We start from the raw sequence: 21,038 nt of genomic DNA on the forward strand, positions 1-21,038 counted from the left end.
GTATGAACATCCCCTTCTTGGACAACTGGCGCAAGCGGCACGGCCCGGCCTCCGCAACGGCGCTGATGGGCGCCCAGGAGGAGGATCCCCAGGGGGTCGCGCAGCTGCTCTCCGAATGCGAGCTGCTGCGCGCCCGCGCCGCCACCGCCGGGATCGGACTCGACGATTCCGCCGCCTCGTTGGAGGAACTCGACCAACTCCTCCCGCGCTGGCGCGACGACCCCGAGGAACTGACCTGGCTCGGCAACGACGCCGGGCTCTACCTCGGCACGGTCATCATCCGCACCGTCCCCGGCGCCGTCTGGCAGGTCTGGCCCAACGGCCGACCCGTCGTCAGACTCGGTTCGGGCCGCGAGGTCGACGTCGTCCAGGCCGGTCACCAGTGGGCCGTCGACGGCGCCCCGGAACTCTCCCAGCTCTACGCCGAGGCCGCCGAGACATAGCCCGACGGCGGTCACGGTCACCCCCGGGCCGGCGGGCGGTCCCGCTCGCCCCAACGGGTAATCTGTGGACGCGCTGTGGCAGAGGGGGGTCAGGACGTGCGGGGAGGGGGGTCCCAGCCTTCGCTCCGGGCCATCGGGCCCTACCGGCTGCTCACCCGCCTCGGCGCGGGCGGCATGGGCGAGGTGTTCCTCGGGGTCGACCCCGCGGGCCGTCCGGCCGCGGTGAAGACGATCCGGCCCGACCTCGTCGCGGACGGCACCGCCGGCACCCTTCCCGGGGCCGGCCCCGATCATGACTTCCGCGGGCGCTTCCGGCGCGAGATCGCCGCGGCCCAGGCGGTGGAGGGCCGTTACACCGCACGTCTGCTGGGCGGCGACGCCGAGGCCGACACCCCGTGGATGGCCACCGAGTACGTACCGGGACCCGCCCTCGACCGGACCGTGTACCGATCCGGCCCGCTGCCGCCCGAGACCGTCCGGACTCTCGGCCTGGACCTCGTCCGCGCCCTGCGCAGCATCCACCACGCCCGCGTCCTGCACCGGGATCTGAAACCCGGGAACGTGCTGCTGGCGGACGGCGGACCCAAGGTCATCGACTTCGGTATCGCCCGGCCCTTCGGCGCCGGCACCATGACCGTCGCCGGAGCCGTGGTCGGCTCACCGGGCTTCATGTCGCCCGAGCACGTCAGGGGCAGCCGCCATGTCGTCGCGGCCTCGGACGTCTTCTGTCTCGCCACGCTGCTGTGCTACGCCGCCACCGGGGAGGGGCTGTTCGGCGACGGTGACGGGCCGGTGGCCCTGGTGCTGTTCCGCATCGCGGAGGCCGAGGCGGATCTCTCCCGTGTCCCCGGTCGGCTGCGCGAACTGCTGACCGACTGTCTGCACCCCGATCCGACGGCCCGGCCGGACACCGCCGAGCTGGAGCGCCGGTTCGCGGCCGGGACCCCCGCGGGTACCGTCGTGCGGCCTCCCTGGCCCGCTCCGGTCCAGGCGCTGATCGCCGAGCGGGAAGGGGAGCTGCGGCGCACCCTCGAACGGGCCGCCGCGGAAACCGCGTTCGGTCCGGAGCCCCCGCCCGGCGCGTCCGCCGTGCACAGTGCGCCGACCGAGGCCGGTGCGGTGCGCCGGCCGCCACGGACGGGCGGGGACGGTGTGCCGCGCCGCCGGCGGGTGCTGACCGGCGCGGCGGTACTGGCCGCCACCGCCCTGGCGGTCTTCGGGATCCGCGCCCTCGGCCCGGGCGCGGACGACGGCGCCGGACCGCGGACCGGGGCGAACGGCGCGGCGTCCGGCACCACTTCGGTCTCGGTGGACGCGTACGGTGGCCCGGACCGCAACCGGACCTTCTCCTCGAGCGGCGCCCGGCGACCGGAGGGCTGGCGGAGCTGGGCGGCCCGGCTGGCGGACACACCGGTGGACTGCGCGCTGGACAGCCGGCTGCTGGTGTGCCGTCTCGCGGACGGAACGCTCCAGGCCCTCGACGCCGCGTCCGGTGCGCGCCGCTGGCGGACCGACCGGGAGCACCCGGGCGAGCGGCCCGCGCACCACGCCCGGGGCGACGGCACCAATCCGGTGGTCGTCGGCGGGCTGGTGGTCTCGGCCGAATCCGGGCGGCTGCGCGCCCGCGACGTCCGGGACGGCTCGGTCCGCTGGGAGCGGCGGATCGCGGGCCGCGGGGGAGAGCACGGACGGATCCTCGCGGCCGACGGGCGGGTCTTCCTCACGGCCACCGGGCACGACGGGACCGGGAACGACGGCGGTGCCGAGGTCCTGGCGTACGACGTCCGCGGCGGACACCGGCTGTGGTCCCGCGCCCTCCCCGCGCGGGACGGCGCGGCGGCGGCCGGGACCCCCGTCGGCGTCCAGGCGTTCGGCACCGGACTGGTCTATGTGCTGGGACCGGACCGTCTGATGGCGTATGACGCCGGTACCGGGAAGCGGGAGGCCGTCTCGGAGACGGCCGCGGAGCGGTGCCGGGGAGCGCAGCTGAGCGGCGGTGAGGTGCTGTGCCCGGGTGGGCACGAGGGCGTCGCCGCCCTGGACGCCCGGACCCTGGAGCGGGTCGACCACCCGGACGATCCGGTCTATCCCGGGGTGCCCCCGGCACGGGGTTCGGTGGGTGCGCTGGGCAGCCGTGGCGCGCTGACCACGGAAGGCGACGCGGTGCTGCTGCGCGGGATGGACGGTACGACGCTCCGGGTCGGCCCGGTGGCCCGTACACCCGGCGGAGAGCGGGCGGCCGTCTCCGCGGGCGTGTTCATCGGGAGCACCGCCGTCTACGCCGACAACGCCGCGCTGTACACCCTGCCGTGGGGCGGCACCGCGCACCGGACCCCGGTGAAGGGCGCGCCCGGTATCCGCTCCGCCCCGGCTCCCCGGAACGTCAGGAAGGCGGTGCGGGCGCCGGAGGTGCTGTCGGCCGGCGGAACCGTCGTCCTCGTCTACTACGACGGCACGGTCCGCTCGCTCGACATGCCCTGACACCGTGCCGGCCACCCGCGTGATCAGCGGGACCACCACGACCACCACGACCACTGGACCACTACGAGAGGAGACGAGGGAGCGGTGCTGCGACCCCTCGACGAGCACACCCCGCGCCGGATCGGCCCGTACCGGCCACTGGCCGCACTGGGTTCGGGCGGTATGGGGACGGTGTACCTGGCCTTACCCCAGGACGTTCCGCCCCGCCCGGCCGACGGTGCAGAAGGTGCCCTCCCCGCGCTGGTCGCGGTCAAGACGATGCGCCAGGACCGTTTGGACGACCGGGAGTTCGGCATCCGCTTCCGCCGTGAGGTGGAGGCGGCACGGGCGGTCCGCGGCCCCCACACCGTGGCTCTGGTGGACGCGGACCCCGCCGCGGCCCCGCCCTGGCTGGCCACCGAGTACGTCGTCGGCCCCTCGCTGCACGAGGCGGTGACCCGGTGCGGTCCCCTCCCGGCGGCCGCCGTCCGCGCCCTGGGCGCGGACCTGGCCCGCGGACTGCGGACGATCCACGGCGCACGGGTGCTGCACCGCGACCTCAAGCCCGCCAACGTCCTCCTGACGGCCGGCGGGCCCCGGATCATCGACTTCGGTATCGCGCAGGCGTACGACGCCACCGCGCTCACGGGGGTCGGCACGATGATCGGTTCACCGGGCTTCATAGCCCCGGAACAGCTCATGACCGACGGGCCGGTGACGGCGGCCGCCGATGTCTTCGCCCTCGGCGCGCTGCTGTGCTTCGCCTCCCGCGGCTCGGGACCGTTCCACGACGAGGAACTGGCCGCCGTCATCCACCGCGTCGCCCGCGGTGCGGCCGATCTCGACGGCGTACCGGACGAGCTGCGCGGGGTCGTCACGGCCTGCCTGGACCGGGACCCCGGCGCGCGGCCCACCCCGGACGCGCTGCTGCGCTCCTTGGACCCCGAGGCGGTGGCCAACGGCAGGCCGGGACGGGAGACCCGCAGGACCGGGCCCTTCCCGTGGCCCGAGGGGATCCTTGGGCTCATCGGTTCCCATGACGCGGAGGTGCGCCGGGTGCTGGCGGCGGCACCGCCCCCGTCGCCGGGGCTAACCCCGCCCGCTCCGGACGGACGGCGGCGCCCGCGTTCCCTGGTCCTCGCCCTGGCCGGGGCGGCGGCGCTGACGGCCGGGCTGCTGATCGCCACGCTGCTCCCCGGTCCGGGGGAGGACGACGGGACGGCTTCGGACGCGGCCGCCCCGGTTGCCGCGGGACCGGTGGTGACCGGGCGTACGGACATCGGCGCGCGGGCCGTGGGACTGGGGCCCCACGCCGATGACCGGAAACGGCGGCCCGCGGGCTGGAAGCCCTGGCACGCCCGGCTGCCGGACGGCTCCCCGTCCGCCTGCCAGTTGGCGGACGCCTATCTGATGTGCGGTGTGCCCGGCGGAGTCGAGGTGCGGAAGGCTGCCACCGGTAAGCGGGTCTGGCGCTATCACGACGAGGGCGGGCGCAACGACCGGAGCGCCGGTGAGTTCTTTCCCGCGATCGGCGGGGACGTGGTCTACGCCGCGGAGGGCGACGGCGTCGTGGGCCTGCGGCTCGGCACCGGCAAGCCGGTGTCCCACTGGCCGGGTGCCGCGGGATACGTACCCACGCGGGCGGCGGCCGCGGACGGTGTGGTGTACATCGTCTACGGCGGTCCGGCAGGTGTGGGCACCAGTTCCAGCATGCTCTTCCGCGCCTACCGGGCGTCCAGCGGACACCGCCTCTGGGAGAAGGTCCACCGAAGCGTCTTCCCGCAGAGCATGGAGCTGGTGGGGGACCGGCTGTACGTCCAGGGGGACACCCATGGAGTCGCGCTGGACACCGCCGACGGGGAGGCGACGGGCGAGGCGCCGCCCTGTCTGCCGCTGGTGGTGCGGGGAGGGCGCGTCTACTGCGACACCGCCGAGAACACCACCACGGTGCGCGACCCCCGCACCCTCAAGTCGCTGTCCACGCTGCCGGGCGGCATGGTGACCGCGGGCACCGGCCGGACGGCCGTCACCCGTACCACCGGGACCGACGGCACCATGACACTGCACGGCGTCGACCTGCTCACCAGAGGGAAGCGCTGGACCAGGCCGAGCGGCACCGGGGAGGTGACGGTACCGGTCCACGGCGACCGCTTCCTGTCCGTCGACCACAGGGGGCTGCGCCCCTTCTCCGGGGCCGACGGACGGCCTTCCGGGGAGCCGGTCCGCTATCCGGGCTGGCCGGTGGTCAAGGACCCCTCCGAGTGGATCCCGCCCCTGGTGCTCGGTGACGGCGGTGTGCTGTACCTCGTCTTCGACGACGGCACGGTGGTCTCCGGCGCGATGCCCTGAGCCGTCGCCCCGGGCCGCTCTCGATCGGGGGGTATCCACCCCCCGGTATGCGTGTCCTGTGTGATGTGCCGCTTTTGTCTGGATAGCTTGCGCTGACGCGACACAGGCGAAAGTGGGTGGGGCCGGGTATGGCCGTCGGCGAACCGCTGATCGAGATGCGTGAGGTCAACAAGTACTTCGGCGCGCTCCATGTGCTCCAGGACATCGACCTCACCGTCGGCCGCGGTGAGGTCGTGGTGGTCATCGGACCCTCCGGCTCCGGGAAGTCCACGCTGTGCCGGACCATCAACCGGCTGGAGACGATCCAGTCCGGCTCCATCGCCGTGGACGGCCGGCCGCTGCCCGAGGAGGGCAAGGAGCTGGCACGGCTGCGGGCCGAGGTCGGCATGGTCTTCCAGTCGTTCAACCTCTTCGCGCACCGGACCGTGCTGGACAACGTGATGCTCGGCCAGCAGAAGGTGCGCAAGCGCGCCAAGCGGGAATCCGAGCAGCGGGCGCGGGAGTTGCTGGAGCGGGTCGGGCTCGCGGACCAGGCGCCCAAGTATCCGGCGCAGCTCTCCGGCGGCCAGCAGCAGCGGGTGGCGATCGCCCGCGCGCTGGCCATGGACCCGAAGGTGATGCTCTTCGACGAGCCGACCTCGGCGCTCGACCCGGAGATGATCAACGAGGTGCTGGAGGTCATGCAGCAGCTCGCCCGGGACGGGATGACGATGGTCGTCGTCACCCATGAGATGGGCTTCGCGCGCTCCGCGGCGAACCGGGTGGTGTTCATGGCCGACGGCCGGATCGTGGAGGACCGCAGCCCGGAGGAGTTCTTCAGGGCCCCGGCGACCGAGCGGGCCCGGGACTTCCTCTCCAAGATCCTCAAGCACTGAGCCGGGTGGTGACGGACATGAGGCGCATCCGCCGGACGATCGCCGCCCTGGCCCTGGCCCTCGCCCTGCTTCCGGCAGCGGCCGGATGCGGGAAGGAGGGCAGCCCGCCCGTCAAGGGTCCCCAGGCCGAGGAGTTGCCCACCTACAAGGTGGACACCGGCTTCCGGCTGCCGGAGTCGCCCACCTGGCGGCGGGCCGAGCGGCGCGGCTACCTCACCGTGGGGGTCAAGGAGGACCAGCCCTATCTGGGCGAGAAGGACCCGGCCACCGGCCGCTACTCCGGTTTCGATGTCGAGATCGCCAAGATGATGGCCGCGTCGCTGGGGTTCCAGCCCAGCACCATCCGGTTCCGGACCATCGCCTCCGCCAACCGGGAGACCGCGCTCCAGAACGGCCAGATCGACTACTACGTCGGCACCTACACCATCAATCCGCTGCGCAAGCGCCAGGTCGGCTTCGCCGGGCCGTACTACATGGCGGGCCAGTCGCTGCTGGTGCGCACCGACGAGGACGACATCCACGGTCCGCAGGACCTCGCGGGCAAGACGGTGTGCTCGGTGGCCGGTTCGACCCCGCTCCAGCGGATCCAGACCGACTACCCCAAGGCGCGGGCGGTGGCCTACGACACCTACTCGGTCTGCGTGGACAACCTGCTGAGCTACCAGGTCGACGCGGTCACCACGGACAACGTCATCCTGCTCGGCTACGCGGCCAAGGTCCCGGACGAGCTGAAGGTGGTGGGCAAACCGTTCTCCAAGGAGCCGTACGGCATCGGTGTGCCCCGCCATGACAACGCGCTGCGCTTCGCGCTGGACGACGCACTGCTGGCCCACGAGCGCAACGGGGACTGGAAGAGGGCGTACAACGCGACCCTCGGGCTGTCCGGGGTGCCCGCGCCCAAACCGCCGCCCATCGACCGCTACCAGACGCGCTGAGGCCGCCGCATGGATGTGCTCACCGACAACTTCTCCCTCTACGGCAAGGGGTTCCTGGGCACGGTCGAGCTGACCGTGTACGCCTCCCTGCTCGCCCTGGCCGCAGGCATCCTGATGGCGGCGTTCCGGGTGGCTCCGGTGGCCTCGCTGCGGGCGTTCGGCACCGCGTGGGTGACGGTGCTGCGCAACACCCCGCTGACGCTGCTGTTCTTCGCGGTGATGCTGGGGCTGCCGCGGTTCGGCCTGGTGCTCCCCTTCACCACCTTCGCGGTGCTGGCGCTGGGCTGCTACACCTCGGCGTTCATCTGCGAGGCGGTGCGCTCGGGCATCAACACGGTGCCGGTGGGACAGGGCGAGGCGGCGCGCAGCCTCGGGATGACGTTCGAGCAGACGCTGGGCGCGGTGGTGCTGCCGCAGGCGTTCCGCTCGGTCATCCCGCCGATCGGCTCGACCCTGATCGCGCTCGCCAAGAACTCCGCCATCGCCGGGTCGTTCAGCGTCACCGAGCTGCTGGGCACCTACAAGCCGCTCAACGAGATGGGCTACAGCATCATCTGGACCTTCATCTGGATCGCCGTCGGCTATCTGATCGTGACGCTGGCCATCAGCGCGATCTTCGCCGTCCTGGAGAAGCGCTGGGGAGTGCCGCGATGACCACCACCGCCCTCTACGACGTGGCCGGGCCGCGCACCCGGCGCCGCCACCGGATCTACGGGGCCGTGGCGACGGCCGTGCTGCTGGCGCTGATCGCCTGGGTGGTCTACCTCCTGGTCGACACCGGGCAGTTCGCGGCCGAGAAATGGGCGCCCTTCGCGTACAAGGGCATCCAGGAGCTGCTGCTGCGCGGGCTCGCCAACACTCTCAAGGCGTTCGCGCTGGCCGCGGTGTTCTCGCTGGTGCTCGGCGCGGTGCTGGCCGCCGGACGGCTTTCGGAGCACCGGCCGGTGCGCTGGCTGTCCACACTGGTGGTGGAGTTCTTCCGGGCGATGCCGGTACTGGTGATGATCTTCTTCGTGTTCGTCGCGCTGAAGGTGCAGCCCCTGCCCGCGCTGGTCACCGGGCTGACGCTGTACAACGGCTCGGTGCTGGCGGAGGTCTTCCGCGCCGGGGTGAACGCGGTGGACCGCGGTCAGCGCGAGGCCGCGTACTCACTGGGCATGCGGAAGACGGCGGTGATGACGTTCGTCCTGGTGCCGCAGGGCGTACGGGCGATGCTGCCCGCCATCATCAGCCAGCTGGTGGTCGCCCTGAAGGACACCTCGCTCGGCTTCCTCATCACCTACGAGGAGTTCCTGCACGCCGGGAAGCTCATCGCGTCCAATCTCGACTACGACCTCCCTTTCATCCCGGTGGTGATGGTGATCTCGCCGATCTACATCGGGATGTGCATGCTGCTGTCGTGGTTCGCCAACTGGGTGGCGAAGCGGGAGCGGCGCAGTGTGAAGACCGGTCAGGTGACCGTCGCCGCCGCTGAACCGGCCGCCCCCATGCCGGGTGACACCCGCACCTGACACGGGGGCGGAGGCGGTGAACGGGCCGGGCCCGTCCGCTCAGTCGCGGACCGGCACCGACAGCGCGGACGGATCGTCCTCGGGCGAGGAGAAGGTGAGCCGCGCCCCGTCCGGGTTGTGCTCGTTGTAGAGCGGGTCCTTGGCGTCGACGACCAGGGCCAGCCGGTGCCCGGCGGGGAGGTCGTAGGCGGTCGAGAACAGCTCCAGGTCCACACCGAACGGCGTCCCCGGGGTGCGGTCGTGGAAGGTGACCGGGGCGTGGGTGATCAGTTTGCCGATGCCGAGCGCGCCGACGTCGTAGAGGTAGGCCACCGCCGTACCGCTGGACTTGTTGCTGGTCATCGTGGTGTGCAGGGTGACGTTCCCGCGGATGCGCTGCTCGGTGGCGTAGCGCTCGCTCTGCCAGACGGCGGCGAAGGAGCGGGGCAGCAGCGGGATCGAGGCCAGCGGCGGCAGTTTCAGGAACTGGTCCAGCACACCGCTGAGGATCGCCGTACCGCCGTCGGCGCCGGAGTTGTGGTCGGCGCTGATCCGCTCGGTGCGGTCCAGGGAGATCCGGCGGTGGTCACCGGGCACGGCCGACCAGCTGGGGTAGCCCTCGTAGCCGTCCTTGGTCCGGGAGGCGAGCTGCACCGGCTGTTCGCTGTCGATGCCGTTCCGGTCGCCCTTGAGGTAGCGGTCCAGCCAGCGGCGGGAGTGGTCCCAGGTGTCATTGGGCACCCCGAGCAGCCCGGTGAGTTCGGGGGTCGCGTGGTCCCCGGGCCGCAGCTCAAGACGCTTGGGCCCGCTGAGCTTGTCGTAGAAGCGGGCGTAGCTGTTGGGCGGGAAGATGGAGTCCCCCCAGGCGTTGCCCAGCATCACGGCCGTGCCGTTGGCGTTGATGCGGTCGAGGTAGGTGGCGGGGGAGCGTTTGCGCCCCCACTCGATCATGTCCTGTTCCCTGGCCAGGTTGGAGCCGAGGAAGTCCTTGAGGATCTCCTTCATCTCCTCGCTCGGCCGGCCGGTCAGCGTTCCCAACCCGCCCAGCAGACCGGCGGCCTGACGGTGCTGGGTGCGGCCGCTGTAGATGGAGTCGATCAGATCCGCCCAGCCGCTCATCGCCACCACGGCCTTCACCCGGGGGTCGAACGCCGAGGCGAGCAGGCTGATCCCGGCGCCGTAGGAGACCCCGGCCATGCCGATGTGGCCGGGGTCGGCGGCGGTGTGGTCCAGCGCCCAGTCGATGACCTTGGAGGCGTCGGCGACATCGGGCGGTCCGGCCGTCTCGACGCGTCCGCCGGACTGCCAGAAGCCCCGGGGGTTGTAACTGACCACCACATAGCCGGAGTCGGCCAGCTTCCTGGCCTGGGCGAGATATTCGACCTGGGGCATGGCCCAGCTGGTGGGCAGCACGACCAGCGGATAGCGGTGCCCGGCACCGGCGTCGGCCGGGGCGACCACATTGGCGGCGAGCTTCACGCCGCCGTCGCCGGGAATGTCGACGAAGCGCACGGACGCCGAGGAGGCGGCCGCGCTGACGGCGCTCGTGGACGCCGCCGCGGCGGCCGGTGCCACGGCGCCGGGGCCGAGGGCGGCACCGGCCAGCACGGTTGCCGATACGGCGGTGATCGCCGCTGTGCGCAGGGAGATACGGGCAGGGGTCACTTGTCGCTCCTGTGGGGAAAAAGGCCGTGGGGGGCTCAAGGGAGCACGCGCTCAAGTGACCTGACGGTAACCCGGGTGTTTACCGCTGGTAATAGCGCGGTAAGTTACGCATGGGTAACGATAAGGGCCGCTCCCGGCTGCCGGGGCCGGAGCGGCTCGGGGCGCTGCCCAGGGGCCGGACCCCGTCCGGGTCCGGCCCCGCGCCGCGCGGTGCGAGCGGGCGGAAGCGGGCCGCCCTCAGACCTCCTTGGGCGCGGCGTGCGACCGCGCGGGCGCCGCGGCCGCAGCCTTGGTGACATCGGCGACCAGCTCGACCACATCCGGGCCGTACGCCTGGGAGTTGACCACCTTCAGCAGCAGACAGAACGAGCCCTGCGCACCGTACTTCCGCGCCAGCCGCGACCGGTTGCGCACCAGGTGGCGCACCGCCGCGCGATGGGTCACCGGGCGCTGCCCGGCGGCCAGGAAGACCGGACGCCCGCCCTCGCCCGCCGTCAGCCGGGCCAGCAGGACGTACTCGACCGCGCCCGGTTCGGCGCGGTAGTCGGTACCGCCGATGGTGAAGGTGCCGCGGTCCGCGCCCGATTCATCGCCCGGGCGCACGGTCACCCCCGGCAGCAGGTTCGAAAGGTGGGCGGCCAGCCTGCGGTGCGCCGTGGGATCGCCCACGCAGAACTCCGTCCGCGCGCCGAACCCCTGCAACCCGGTGTCATGCGGAGCGACCTCGGGATGGGCGCCGCAGTTCTCCACGACGGAGGCCAGACCGAGCAGCGCGAGGGCGTCATGGCGCGGAATGCTCCAGTGCGCCGAGGTGCTGTCCCGATGGGTGACCAGCACGCACTCCGAGCCGTCCGGCAGGCCGAAGAAGCGCTGCTCGCGGGTGCGCTTGCGGCGCACCAGCGCCGAATGCACGGCCCAGCCGAGGGCCAGGCCCACGACCAGGGCCGCCGCGGAGGCGATCAGGTCCTGCAGGGTGTCATTCATGGCCGCGCATCGTAGCGGCGAACCGGGTGGGTGTTCGAGGGCGGGGATCGGGGGAACCCGACTCCCGTCCCGACCGGCCGGGACGGTCCGACCCCTGTCGTGAACACACCGCGCACGGGTAGGCTCCGGCCCCTGTCGTCCGCTTGGAGGTATGGATGGGGCCCGCCGCACGACCCGCCGCACCGTCGACCACGTCCGGCGCCGCGCCCCCGCGCCGCCGGCTGCCCGCGATGGCCGCAGCGGCCGCGCTGGCCGCCGTGCTGGGCATCGCCCCGGCCGGTGCGGCGCAGACCGGTCCGGCGGACACCGCCCCGCATGACACTCCCCCCAAGACCCCGGTGGCCCAGGGCTACGGCGGCGCGGTCTCCAGCGTGGACCCGGACGCCTCGGCGGCCGGGATCGAGGTGCTGCGGCGCGGCGGGAACGCGGTGGACGCGGCGGTCGCGACCGCCGCCGCCCTCGGTGTCACCGAGCCGTACTCGGCGGGTGTCGGCGGCGGTGGGTACCTGGTCTACTACGACGCCAGGACGCACAAGGTGCACACGCTGGACGGCCGGGAGACCGCGCCGCTCAGCGCCGACGAGAAGCTCTTCCTCGGCGCGGACGGCAAACCGCTGCCGTTCGCCGACGCCGTCACCAGCGGGCTCAGCGTGGGCACCCCCGGCACCCCCGCCACCTGGGAGGACGCCCTCCACGACTGGGGCACCCGGTCACTGGGACAGGTGCTGAAGCCCGCCGAGCGGCTCGCCCGCGACGGCTTCACGGTGGACGCCACCTTCCGCCAGCAGACCGCCGACAACCAGGACCGCTTCAAGGACTTCCCGGCCTCGTCCGAGCTGTTCCTGCCCGGCGGCAAGCTGCCGGTGGTCGGCTCCACCTTCACCAACCCCGATCTCGCCCGCACCTACGCCCTGCTGGCGAAGAAGGGCACCGGGGCGGTCTACAAGGGCGAGCTGGCCCGCGACATCGTCGACACCGTGCGCAAGCCCCCGGTGGACCCGAAGGCGGAGCGCACCGTGCACCCGGGTGATCTGACCGCGCGCGACCTGCGGGAGTACCGCACCAAGCAGCAGGCGCCCACCCGCACCGGCTACCGCGGACTGGACGTCTACGGCATGGCGCCCTCGTCCTCCGGCGGCACCAGCGTGGCCGAGGGGCTCAACATCCTGGAGCGGACCGACCTCTCCAAGCTGAGCGACCGCGACTACCTCCACCGCTACATCGAGGCCAGCCGGATCGCCTTCGCCGACCGCGGACGCTGGGTGGGCGACCCGGCCGCCGAGGACGTCCCCACCAAGGGACTCACCTCCCAGCGGTTCGCCGACTCCCGGGCCTGCCTGATCAAGCCCGACGCGGTGCTCAAGAGCCCGGTGAAGCCCGGCGACCCGACCCGTCCGGGGAAGCCCGGCAGCTGTGACACCCGCGGCCACGCCGCCCCCACCACCTACGAGGGTGAGAACACCACCCATCTCACGACGGCCGACAAGTGGGGCAACGTCGTCGCCTACACGCTCACCATCGAGCAGACCGGCGGCAGTGGGATCACCGTCCCGGACCGCGGCTTCCTGCTCAACAACGAGCTGACCGACTTCTCCTTCGCGCCCGCCGACCCGGCCGTCCACGACCCCAACCTGCCGGGTCCGGGGAAGCGGCCCCGCTCGTCGATGTCGCCGACGATCGTGCTCGACGACAACAAGCCGGTGCTGGCGCTCGGCTCACCGGGCGGCGCGACGATCATCACCACCGTGCTGCAGACCCTGCTCAACCATCTCGAACGGGGCATGCCGCTGGTCGACGCCATCGCCGCACCACGCGCCAGCCAGCGCAACGCGGCCCAGACCGAACTGGAACCGGGACTGTGGAACGGTCCCGAGCGCGCCGAACTGGAGGCGCTCGGCCACTCCTTCAAGCAGAACCCGGAGATCGGCGCCGCGACCGGTGTCCAGCGGCTGCCCGGCGGGAAGTGGCTGGCCGCGGCCGAGACGCAACGACGCGGCGGTGGCTCCGCGATGGTGGTCCGGCCCGCCGGCTGACGGGCTGCCCCGCTGACCGCGACCGGGCCGGTCTCCCCCGCACGGGGGACCGGCCCGGCCGCACGGTCCGGCGCGTCCGGCGTCGGGCTCAGCCCAGCAGGGCGATGAGCTCGTCGGCCGTCCCGGTCTCCCCGAGCCGCGGGAAGATCCGCTCGACGCTGTTGCGGTGCGCCTCGGGATCCATGTCGGTCACCGCGTCGGTCGCGACGGTCACGTGATACCCGTGCTCGTACGCGGCCCGCGCGGTCGACTCCACCCCGATGCTGGTGGCGATCCCGCCCAGCACCACCTGGGTCACCCCGCGGCGGCGCAGCTGGAGGTCGAGATCGGTGCCGTGGAAGGCGCCCCAGGTGTGCTTGGTGACCACGATGTCGTCGTCCGTGCGCCCGAGTCCGGGCGCGAGCTCGGCGAAGTCCGCGGGCCGCGGCCCCGGGCGGCTGGGCCCCGACTCGGTGCGGCCCGGCGCCCCGGCCACCACCCGCACCAGCACCACCGGCCGTCCGCGCTCGCGGAAGGCGGCGGCCAGCCGGGCCGCCCGCTCCACCACATCGGCGGCGGGGTGCGCGGTGGGCAGCGCGGTGATGCCCTTCTGGAGGTCGACCAGGACCAGGGCGGTGTCCGGGTCGAGCGTGGTGGCGGTCATCAGGGCTCCTGAACGGTAGGGGCGGATCGGCTACGGGTCCGCGGCGCGCGCCCGGCGGTCGACGTCACTCCCCGACCAGTCGTTTCAGCAGGGCGGTGGCCTCGGCCACGGTGCGGCGCTCGTCCGCGTCGAGACGGGTGGCGATCGCGTCCAGCAGCCAGCTCTGCTTGGCCCGCCGTACGGCGGCGATGACGCGCAGCCCCTCCTCGGTGACCGAGAAGTCGATCTGCCGGCCGTCGGTGGGGTGCGGGGCGCGCCCGACCAGCCCCCGCTCCTCCAGCGCGGCGAGGATCGCCCGCATCGACTGGGGCCGGATCAGCTCCGCGCGGGCCAGGGCCGCGGTGGTGGCCGGACCGCCGGTGTCCAGACGGCTCAGCACACCGCGCTGGGACGGCGTCAGCTCACCGAGCGGCGAGGCCGCCCGCATCCGCCGCATCAGCTGCCCGACGACGGCTGTGAGGTCGGCGGCCACACGCTCCTGGGCGTGGGTCTCCGGGTGGGGTGCCATGGGCCCGACCGTACGATTTCAACAGCCGGACTTGCAAGTTTGGCTGTCATGTGCGGAGCAGGAAAACCGTCCGTAGCACGCCCGTAACCGGATCCGTAACACGCGGGGTGTCGAATGCGGGCCAGGGGGGTGAAGGCGGTCAGGGGGAGAGGGGTGGCGATGTGGGCGGGCAACTCCCGGCCGAGGTCGGTGAGTTCGCGGACTTCCTGCGGGCGCTGACGCGGCGGCTGGACCGGGGGTCAGGGTGGTACGGCGTCTTCGCGCGGCGCGACCCGGAGGGTCTTGAAGCGTGTCTGGACGGCCATGAGGTGCCGCCCTGGGACGTGGTCCAGGCACTGCTCCAGGACCTCTCCGTCCATGACGGCCCACAGGCGGCGCGGGACGCGGCGGCCCGCGCGGCCGACCTCTACCGGGCATCGGTCCGGGTCTACGACACCGAGGTCGGCGGAGGCCCGGCGCTCCGGGAGCGGCTGGCGGCGATGCGGCGCGAACAGCAGCGCGCGGCCGGGCGCGAGCGCGACCTCCAGGAGACCCTGCACACCGCCGCCGACCCCGCTGCGCGGGACGCCCTGACCACGGATCTCGCGTGGGCGCGCGACGACTGGGAACGCGCGACGGCCCGCTGCGAGGAACTGCGCGCCCGCCTCACCGCCCTCGCGGCGCCCCCCGCCGGTACGGAACGGTCCGAGGGACCTGGACATACCGCGCACGGCGGTGACGGCCCGGATCAGCCCCGGTCCCGTGGCTACCCGTCAGGTGAGCGAGGGCCGGACGGACTCGGAGCGGATGTGCGTCCGGCCGACGGTTACGGTTCCGACCGCCCTCAGCCAGGCGGCCATGGCCCGGGTGGGCTCGGCGTCGACGGCCGTGCGGCCGAGGGGTACGGCCCCGACCGCCCCCCGCCCGGTGGCCGTAGCCCGGAGGGGCCCGCGCCCGAGGACGACGGGGCCCCTGCCCGTGGCGGGGTTCCGGGCGCGGTGCCGGAGCCGGCCCTCGAACATCTGCCCCCCGCCGCTCGTTCGCGTCCCCGCGGGGCGCGGTTCGCCGGGGTCGAGGCGGACGACGGCGACGGGGACGGGGGAGCGGCGCCGTCCCCGGATCCCACTCCCGCCCCGGCGGTGGACGCCGCGGCCGAGGCCCCGTCGACGCCCCGCGGGGCCCGGTTCGCCGGGGCGTACGGCGACGGCGGTGGCCCCCGGCGTCGGCGCCGGGGTGGGCGGGACGAGAGCGCGACCCATCGCGCCGTACGGGAGGCGGCCCGGCGCGGCGAGGCCCACCGCGCCGCCGCCGAGGCCGTCACCCGGCTCGGCAGTCTGCGGGCGCAGGGGCGCGGCGGTGAGGCGCACATGGTGCTGTGCGAGACCGCCGCCTGGCCCGCCCCGCGGCTGCCGGTGCTCGCCGCGGAGCTGGAGCGCGCCGGGCTCGGGGCGGATGTGGCCACTCTGCTCTGGGAGATGGCGTGTCTTCCGCCCGCGTGCCTGGCCGCCGCCGCGGAGGCGCTGATGCGGGCGGGCCGGGAGGCCGACGGCGAACGGCTGCTGCGGCAGAGCGTCGCCCGGCCGGTCGCGGAGACCGCGCACACCGCGCTCGCGCTGGTCGCGGCAGGTGCCGGACATGAGGCGGACCTGCTGCTGCGGGCGTTGCTCCGGGCCCGCAGCCCGGAGGAGGCGGCGGGGGCGGCAGCTGAGGATCCAGCCACATTGGTTCCGCTGCTCCTGGACGCCGCGGACCGGGTGTCCGCCAGCAGCCGTAACGATCTCGCTCTAGCACTGCGTACGGCCGGTCTGGCCTGATAGGACGCGAATTCTGAATGTCTTCGTTGAGTAACGACGGCGGTATTGCCAGAGTGGTCAGTGCGCTTCTACGTTCTTCACCACAGCCGGATTCTACGTGCGTAGACACAGGTTGACGACGGGGGTAAGCCCTCGGAGCGCCTGCTGTGAAGGAGCTGATCATGGCCAATGTCGTACGTGCCGCTCTCGTCCAGGCCACCTGGACCGGCGATACCGAATCAATGATCGCGAAGCATGAGGAGTACGCCCGGCAGGCGGCCGCCCAGGGCGCGAAGGTGATCGGCTTCCAGGAGGTGTTCAACGCCCCGTACTTCTGTCAGGTACAGGAGGCGGAGCACTACCGGTGGGCCGAACGGGTGCCGGACGGGCCGACCGTCCAGCGGATGCAGGCGCTGGCCCGGGAGACCGGCATGGTCATCGTGGTGCCGGTCTACGAGGTCGAGCAGTCGGGCTTCTACTACAACACCGCCGCCGTGATCGACGCGGACGGCAGCTACCTCGGCAAGTACCGCAAGCACCACATCCCCCAGGTCAAGGGGTTCTGGGAGAAGTACTACTTCAAGCCGGGCAACATGGGCTGGCCGGTGTTCGACACCGCCGTCGGCAAGGTCGGCGTCTACATCTGCTACGACCGTCACTTCCCGGAGGGCTGGCGCGAGCTGGGGCTCGCCGGCGCCCAGCTGGTCTACAACCCGTCGGCGACCTCACGCGGTCTGTCCGCGTACCTGTGGCAGCTGGAGCAGCCCGCCGCGGCCGTCGCCAACGAGTACTTCGTCGCCGCCATCAACCGCGTGGGCGTGGAGGAGTACGGCGACAACGACTTCTACGGCACCAGCTACTTCGTCGACCCGCGAGGCCAGTTCGTCGGCGAGGTGGCCAGCGACAAGCAGGAGGAACTGATCGTCAGGGACCTCGACTTCGAGCTCATCGACGAGGTGCGCCAGCAGTGGGCCTTCTACCGCGACCGGCGCCCCGACGCCTACGAGGGGCTGGTGAAGCCGTGACCGAGCAGCCCTCCGGCGTCCACGCGGCGCTGCACCGGCGCCATCGGGCGGTGCTGCCCGACTGGCTGGCCCTCTACTACCAGCGGCCCATCGAGATCACCCACGGCGAGGGGCGGCACGTCTGGGACGCGGACGGCAACCGCTACCTCGACTTCTTCGGCGGCATCCTCACCACGATGACCGCCCACGCGCTGCCCGAGGTCACCAAGGCGATCAGCGAGCAGGCGGGCCGCATCCTGCACAGCTCCACGCTCTACCTCGACCGCCCGATGGTGGACCTGGCCGAGCGCGTCGCCGCGCTGTCCGGCATCCCCGACGCGCGGGTCTTCTTCACCACCTCCGGCACCGAGGCCAATGACACGGCCCTGCTGCTGGCCACCACCCACCGCCGCTCCAACCAGATCCTGGCGATGCGCAACAGCTACCACGGCCGGTCCTTCTCGGCCGTGGGCATCACCGGCAACCGCTCCTGGTCGCCGACCAGTCTGTCCCCGCTGCAGACCCTGTACGTCCACGGCGGGGTGCGCGGACGGGGACCCTTCGCCCACCTCACCGACGCCGAGTTCAGCCAGGCATGTGTGGCCGACCTCGAGGACATCCTCGGCCAGGCGCACGGCAACGTCGCCGCCCTGATCGCCGAACCGGTCCAGGGCGTGGGCGGGTTCACCTCACCGCCCGACGGGCTGTTCGCCGCCTTCCGCGAGGTGCTCGACCGGCACGGCATCCTGTGGATCACCGACGAGGTGCAGACCGGCTGGGGCCGCACCGGCGACCACTTCTGGGGCTGGCAGGCCCACGAGGGCTCCGGGCCGCCGGACATCCTCACCTTCGCCAAGGGCATCGGAAACGGTATGTCCATCGGCGGGGTGGTGGCCCGCGCCGAGGTCATGAACTGCCTGGACGCCAACTCCATCTCCACCTTCGGCGGCAGCCCGGTCACCATGGCCGCGGGCCTCGCCAACCTCAACCACCTCGTGGAACACGACCTCCAGGGCAATGCCCGCCGGGTCGGCGGACTGCTCATCGAGCGGCTGCGGGCCGCGACCGCCGGTCTGGACACCGTCCGCGAAGTACGCGGCCGTGGGCTGATGATCGGTATCGAACTGGTCGAGCCCGGCACCGACCGGCCGTCCCCCGAGGCCGCCTCCACCGTGCTGGAGGCCGCCCGTGAGGGCGGACTGCTCATCGGCAAGGGCGGCGGGCACAACAGCAGCGTGCTGCGCATCGCCCCGCCGCTGAGCCTCACCGTCGCCGAGGCGGAGGAGGGCGCGGAGATCCTCGAGGCAGCCCTCAAGGCCACCCAGTCCGGAAGGAGTGCGAGCTGATGCCCCGTACCGTGATCCGTGGCGGGCTCGTCATCACCGCCGCCGAGGAGACCCACGCCGACGTCCTGATCGAGGACGAGAAGATCGTGGCCCTGGCCGCGTCCGACAGCGAGTGCGCCCGCGGCTGGACCGCCGACCGCACCCTCGACGCCACCGGGAAGTACGTCATCCCGGGCGGGGTCGATCCGCACACCCATATGGAGATGCCGTTCGGCGGCACCTTCGCCGCCGACACCTTCGAGACCGGTACCCGGGCCGCGGCCTGGGGCGGCACCACCACCATCGTCGACTTCGCCATCCAGACCAAGGGCCACGCACTGCGCGAGGGCCTGGACGCCTGGCATCTGAAGGCGGGCGGCAACTGCGCCATCGACTACGGCTTCCACATGATCCTCTCCGATGTCGACCAGGGGTCGCTCAAGGAGATGGACCTGCTGGTGGAGGAGGGCGTGAGCAGTTTCAAGCTGTTCATGGCCTATCCGGGCGTCTTCTACAGCGACGACGGCCAGATCCTGCGCGCCATGCAGCGCGGCGCCACCAACGGCGGGCTGATCATGATGCACGCCGAGAACGGCATCGCCATCGACGTCCTGGTCGAACAGGCCCTCGCCGAGGGCAGGACCGACCCCCGCTACCACGGCGAGGTCCGCAAGGCACTGCTGGAGTCCGAGGCCACCCACCGCGCCATCCAGCTCGCCCGGGTGGCCGGTGCCCCGCTGTACGTGGTGCACGTCTCCGCCGAGGAGGCCGTGGCCGAGCTGACCCAGGCCCGGGACAAGGGGCTGCCGGTCTTCGGCGAGACCTGTCCGCAGTACCTCTTCCTGTCCACCGACAACCTCGCGGAACCGGACTTCGAGGGCGCCAAGTACGTGTGCTCCACCCCGCTGCGGCCGCGGGAGCACCAGGCGGCGCTGTGGCGGGGGCTGCGCACCAACGACCTCCAGGTCGTCTCCACCGACCACTGCCCCTTCTGCTTCACCGGTCAGAAGGAGCTGGGCCGCGGGGACTTCTCGAAGATCCCCAACGGTATGCCGGGGGTGGAGCACCGGATGGACCTGCTCCACCAGGCCGTGGTGGACGGCCATATCTCCCGCCGCCGCTGGATCGAGATCGCCTGCGCCACCCCGGCCCGGATGTTCGGCCTCTACCCGAAGAAGGGCACCATCGCCCCGGGCGCCGACGCCGATGTGGTGATCTACGACCCCGCCGCCGAGCAGACCCTGTCGGTGGAGACCCACCACATGAACGTCGACTACTCGGCGTACGAGGGCAAGCAGATCACCGGGCAGGTCCAGACCGTGCTGTCGCGCGGCACCACCGTGATCGACCAGCGGGAGTACACCGGGCGGGCCGGACACGGCCGCTATGTGCCGCGCGCCACCTGTCAGTACCTCTCCTGAACCCTGAACCTGGAGCAAGCATGGACTTCGGACTCGTCCTTCAGACGGATCCGCCCGCGTCAGGGGTGGTCGACCTGATGCAACGCGCCGAGAACAACGGCTTCCGCTACGGCTGGACGTTCGACTCCGCCGTGCTGTGGCAGGAGCCCTTCGTCATCTACAGCCGCATCCTGGACCACACCGAGCGGCTGATCGTCGGGCCGATGGTCACCAACCCCGGCACCCGCACCTGGGAGGTCACCGCCTCCACCTTCGCCACCCTGAACGACATGTACGGCAACCGCACGGTCTGCGGGATCGGCCGCGGTGACTCCGCGATGCGGGTGGCGGGCCGCAGGCCCAACACACTGGCCCGGCTGGGCGAGGCCATCGACACCATCCGCGACCTGGCCGAGGGCCGCGAAGCCGTCGTGGACGGCAACCCGGTGCGCATCCCGTGGGTCGAGGACGGCCGGCTGCCGGTGTGGATGGCCGCCTACGGCCCCAAGGCCCTGGCGCTGACCGGGCAGAAGGCGGACGGCTTCATCCTCCAGCTGGCCGACCCGTTCCTGACGGAGTGGATGGTCAAGGCGGTGCGGGACGCCGCCGCCGCGGCCGGGCGCGACCCCGACTCCGTCACCATCTGCGTCGCCGCCCCCGCGTACGTCGGGGACGACCTCGACCACGCGCGCGAGCAGTGCCGCTGGTTCGGCGGGATGGTCGGCAACCACGTCGCCGATCTCGTCTCCCGCTACGGCGAGCACTCCGGCGCCGTTCCCGAGTCCCTGACCGCGTACATCAAGGAGCGGCAGGGCTACGACTACAGCCACCACGGCCGCACCGGGAACCCGGACACCGCCTTCGTCCCCGACGAGATCGTCGACCGCTTCTGTCTGCTGGGCCCGGTGGAGGCGCACATCGAGAAGCTGGAGCGGCTGCGGTCGCTCGGTGTCGACCAGTTCGCCGTCTACGCGATGCACGACGCCAAGGAGGCGACCATCGACGCCTACGGCGAGCGGATCATCCCCGCCTTCGGCGGCTGACTCCCCCCGCGGGCCGGTCCACCGGGACCGGCCCGCGGCATCCGCGCACCCTTCCTCGCTCGGCTCCCCGCCCGCCCTGCCCGCGCCTCTTTCCCCGCCCGCCCTCTCC

17 protein-coding genes are annotated in these 21,038 nt (G+C 72.5%); 13 read left to right on the plus strand and 4 right to left on the minus strand.

Annotated elements, in window-relative coordinates:
* The first annotated feature begins 2 nt into the window (after positions 1-2).
* The 7 genes from AC07FT_RS06470 (at position 3) to AC07FT_RS06500 (ending at position 8,573) form a co-directional block, all read left to right on the plus strand.
* A complete protein-coding gene (locus AC07FT_RS06470) occupies positions 3-443 on the plus strand; it encodes a DUF6278 family protein (RefSeq protein ID WP_479174415.1) in 441 nt (146 codons plus the stop codon).
* A gap of 96 nt (positions 444-539) precedes the next feature.
* Complete coding sequence (locus AC07FT_RS06475; RefSeq protein ID WP_479174417.1) at positions 540-2,924, plus strand: protein kinase domain-containing protein; 2,385 nt, start codon at positions 540-542, stop codon at positions 2,922-2,924.
* A gap of 84 nt (positions 2,925-3,008) precedes the next feature.
* Positions 3,009-5,252, plus strand: coding sequence for a protein kinase domain-containing protein (locus tag AC07FT_RS06480; protein ID WP_479174419.1), 2,244 nt, complete (start codon positions 3,009-3,011; stop codon positions 5,250-5,252).
* 128 nt (positions 5,253-5,380) lie between these two features.
* On the plus strand, positions 5,381-6,127 hold the full coding sequence (locus AC07FT_RS06485; protein ID WP_479174421.1) for an amino acid ABC transporter ATP-binding protein: 747 nt from the start codon (positions 5,381-5,383) through the stop codon (positions 6,125-6,127).
* 17 nt (positions 6,128-6,144) lie between these two features.
* On the plus strand, positions 6,145-7,062 hold the full coding sequence (locus tag AC07FT_RS06490) for a glutamate ABC transporter substrate-binding protein (protein WP_479174423.1): 918 nt from the start codon (positions 6,145-6,147) through the stop codon (positions 7,060-7,062).
* Between the two features lie 9 nt (positions 7,063-7,071).
* Complete coding sequence (locus AC07FT_RS06495) at positions 7,072-7,716, plus strand: amino acid ABC transporter permease (protein WP_479174425.1); 645 nt, start codon at positions 7,072-7,074, stop codon at positions 7,714-7,716.
* Complete coding sequence (locus AC07FT_RS06500) at positions 7,713-8,573, plus strand: amino acid ABC transporter permease (RefSeq protein WP_479174427.1); 861 nt, start codon at positions 7,713-7,715, stop codon at positions 8,571-8,573. Before AC07FT_RS06495 ends, AC07FT_RS06500 begins: the two co-directional genes overlap by 4 nt.
* A 39-nt stretch (positions 8,574-8,612) precedes the next feature.
* Here the strand turns inward: AC07FT_RS06500 and AC07FT_RS06505 are convergent, their stop codons facing one another.
* Positions 8,613-10,217: an alpha/beta fold hydrolase gene (locus tag AC07FT_RS06505; RefSeq protein ID WP_479174428.1), complete on the minus strand. Its 1,605-nt coding sequence runs from the start codon at positions 10,215-10,217 to the stop codon at positions 8,613-8,615.
* A gap of 237 nt (positions 10,218-10,454) precedes the next feature.
* Positions 10,455-11,201 (minus strand): hypothetical protein, encoded by a 747-nt coding sequence (locus tag AC07FT_RS06510; protein ID WP_479174430.1) that lies wholly within the window; start codon positions 11,199-11,201, stop codon positions 10,455-10,457.
* Between the two features lie 230 nt (positions 11,202-11,431).
* Here AC07FT_RS06510 and ggt point away from each other — a divergent pair, with 230 nt between their 5' ends.
* The gene (gene ggt, locus AC07FT_RS06515) at positions 11,432-13,234 is read left to right on the plus strand and encodes a gamma-glutamyltransferase (RefSeq protein ID WP_479174538.1); all 1,803 of its coding nucleotides are present in this window, start codon (positions 11,432-11,434) and stop codon (positions 13,232-13,234) included.
* Between the two features lie 88 nt (positions 13,235-13,322).
* On the opposite strand, the gene AC07FT_RS06520 is transcribed toward ggt, so the two are convergent.
* Together AC07FT_RS06520 and AC07FT_RS06525 are read right to left on the minus strand one after the other, a co-directional pair.
* Positions 13,323-13,877: an isochorismatase family protein gene (locus tag AC07FT_RS06520; RefSeq protein WP_479174431.1), complete on the minus strand. Its 555-nt coding sequence runs from the start codon at positions 13,875-13,877 to the stop codon at positions 13,323-13,325.
* A 64-nt stretch (positions 13,878-13,941) separates the two neighbouring features.
* The gene (locus tag AC07FT_RS06525) at positions 13,942-14,385 is read right to left on the minus strand and encodes a MarR family winged helix-turn-helix transcriptional regulator (protein ID WP_479174432.1); all 444 of its coding nucleotides are present in this window, start codon (positions 14,383-14,385) and stop codon (positions 13,942-13,944) included.
* A 161-nt stretch (positions 14,386-14,546) separates the two neighbouring features.
* On the opposite strand from AC07FT_RS06525, the gene AC07FT_RS06530 reads away from it, so the two are divergent.
* The 5 genes from AC07FT_RS06530 (at position 14,547) to AC07FT_RS06550 (ending at position 20,929) form a co-directional block, all read left to right on the plus strand.
* The gene (locus AC07FT_RS06530; RefSeq protein ID WP_479174433.1) at positions 14,547-16,178 is read left to right on the plus strand and encodes a hypothetical protein; all 1,632 of its coding nucleotides are present in this window, start codon (positions 14,547-14,549) and stop codon (positions 16,176-16,178) included.
* A gap of 161 nt (positions 16,179-16,339) precedes the next feature.
* A complete protein-coding gene (locus AC07FT_RS06535) occupies positions 16,340-17,182 on the plus strand; it encodes a nitrilase-related carbon-nitrogen hydrolase (RefSeq protein ID WP_479174434.1) in 843 nt (280 codons plus the stop codon).
* A complete protein-coding gene (locus AC07FT_RS06540; RefSeq protein WP_479174436.1) occupies positions 17,179-18,507 on the plus strand; it encodes an aspartate aminotransferase family protein in 1,329 nt (442 codons plus the stop codon). The genes AC07FT_RS06535 and AC07FT_RS06540 overlap by 4 nt, the downstream gene beginning before the upstream one ends.
* Positions 18,504-19,907, plus strand: a complete 1,404-nt coding sequence (gene hydA, locus AC07FT_RS06545) for a dihydropyrimidinase (RefSeq protein WP_479174540.1) — start codon at positions 18,504-18,506, stop codon at positions 19,905-19,907. Before AC07FT_RS06540 ends, hydA begins: the two co-directional genes overlap by 4 nt.
* 20 nt (positions 19,908-19,927) lie before the next feature.
* Positions 19,928-20,929 carry a TIGR03842 family LLM class F420-dependent oxidoreductase gene (locus tag AC07FT_RS06550; protein WP_254737537.1) on the plus strand — a complete coding sequence of 334 codons (1,002 nt, stop codon included), beginning with the start codon at positions 19,928-19,930 and terminating at the stop codon, positions 20,927-20,929.
* Positions 20,930-21,038: the final 109 nt, after the last annotated feature.

Source organism: Streptomyces sp. NPDC045899 (assembly GCF_056431485.1).

Bases quoted from the DNA above. Each gene is read 5' to 3' on its own strand.
- AC07FT_RS06470 (WP_479174415.1), top strand. From the start codon at position 3: ATGAACATCCCCTTCTTGGACAACTGGCGCAAGCGGCACGGCCCGGCC.
- AC07FT_RS06485 (WP_479174421.1), top strand. From the start codon at position 5,381: ATGGCCGTCGGCGAACCGCTGATCGAGATGCGTGAGGTCAACAAGTAC.
- AC07FT_RS06490 (WP_479174423.1), top strand. From the start codon at position 6,145: ATGAGGCGCATCCGCCGGACGATCGCCGCCCTGGCCCTGGCCCTCGCC.
- AC07FT_RS06495 (WP_479174425.1), top strand. From the start codon at position 7,072: ATGGATGTGCTCACCGACAACTTCTCCCTCTACGGCAAGGGGTTCCTG.
- AC07FT_RS06500 (WP_479174427.1), top strand. From the start codon at position 7,713: ATGACCACCACCGCCCTCTACGACGTGGCCGGGCCGCGCACCCGGCGC.
- AC07FT_RS06510 (WP_479174430.1), bottom strand. From the start codon at position 11,201: ATGAATGACACCCTGCAGGACCTGATCGCCTCCGCGGCGGCCCTGGTC.
- ggt (WP_479174538.1), top strand. From the start codon at position 11,432: ATGGCCGCAGCGGCCGCGCTGGCCGCCGTGCTGGGCATCGCCCCGGCC.
- AC07FT_RS06520 (WP_479174431.1), bottom strand. From the start codon at position 13,877: ATGACCGCCACCACGCTCGACCCGGACACCGCCCTGGTCCTGGTCGAC.
- AC07FT_RS06525 (WP_479174432.1), bottom strand. From the start codon at position 14,385: ATGGCACCCCACCCGGAGACCCACGCCCAGGAGCGTGTGGCCGCCGAC.
- AC07FT_RS06535 (WP_479174434.1), top strand. From the start codon at position 16,340: ATGGCCAATGTCGTACGTGCCGCTCTCGTCCAGGCCACCTGGACCGGC.
- AC07FT_RS06550 (WP_254737537.1), top strand. From the start codon at position 19,928: ATGGACTTCGGACTCGTCCTTCAGACGGATCCGCCCGCGTCAGGGGTG.